1 protein-coding gene is annotated in these 1260 nt (G+C 44.1%); it reads right to left on the bottom strand.

Features of this window, described 5'->3' with window-relative positions; genetic code table 11:
- Positions 1-1260: hypothetical protein (locus LZT21_RS11820; RefSeq protein ID WP_233991004.1), on the bottom strand; the 1260-nt coding region annotated here is incomplete at both ends.

The following is a 1260-nucleotide window of genomic DNA, read 5'->3' as shown; positions in this document are numbered from 1 at the left end:
AGAAATATTCGGATTAAGGTATTGAGAAATTAATATCCTTTGGTTAGCTGGGCCAACTAAAGAAAAATAATCTGTCGTGCGCCAATCGGGTCGATTCCAAACAGTAGTCATTACGCCTGTTGTTTGATTTAAGCTAAGTCCCACTACTCCTTCATAAGTATCTTGTGCGTAAACCATATTATTTTCTGGATCCACTCCAAAACTACCCAGTGACGCACTCCAACCCCCCGTTGGACTGACTGTTGGGAGGGTTGTTCCCCAAGGGGTGGCGCGTACAGAAGTAACAGACCCATCCAAATTAATATCTTGACTTACCGCAAAAGGAGTAATGGGTACTAATGCAGACCCCCCGCCATTTTGGTTTGCAATAATCCAGTTTCCTAGAACTGCAGGAGCATCCCCCGCAGTTTGCCCAGGTAGTAAATAGGATGCAGGAACCCACGCTGTATCAACAGTTAATTGACTCGTGAGTGGATTAACAATAATGCGCTCTAAATTACTTAATCCAGCTAGATACCAATAAATTCTATTATTGTGCTTTGTCACAACTCCACGCGTTCCCACCATCTGATTAAGCACAATAGAATCAATCAGTTGCAGGGAGTTGGAATCAAGTGCAACTGCTGTTGTATTTGGTGGTAGCCCATACTGCGCTTGACATGAGGTCATCGCCAGATTTCCCTGAGTGGGACAGCCAATGGGTCGATTCTGGCTTTTTAATAAAATGACACCAGCTGCATTTGGGGCAATCAATAAGCCGTCAAAATTTGCGTTAATTGGACTTGAGAGAGTGGGTGATACCCCCAATTGAACTGACTTTAATATTGACCCCGTTAATGGATCGAGCTTAACAATCGTTGTGCCCGCTGCAGCAATAATTGTTCCATCGGCAATCACTCCCATGCTACCAAAAGCATTCCACTGCCCAGCAGGTAGTGGATTGACAGCATTAATATAGGTAAGCCAAATTTGTTGCCCAGTTAGGGGATTAAATTTTGCAACATATTGACCAGTTGTTTCAGATGCTAAACCTCCACCCATAATATAGCTACCCGTGGGGCCATCATTCACAATAAACTGAATCGATCCCCATGTACTGGCCGATGTCATCTGGATTGCCCGATTTGAACCACTAAAAGAACCAGTAAAAGTAGCACATGGTTGCACGCCACTGTGAATCGAGTCAGTATGCTCTGGAGCCCCTATAGCAGGTGCATAGTTCACATAATTGTTTGATGGATCGGCAGCATATTGCTTCAT

Source organism: Polynucleobacter sp. IMCC 30228, assembly GCF_021395205.1.
Classification (GTDB): Bacteria; Pseudomonadota; Gammaproteobacteria; order Burkholderiales; family Burkholderiaceae; genus Polynucleobacter.
Note: the sequence above shows the minus strand (reverse complement) of the source record. Positions and strands in the feature narration are given on the sequence as shown.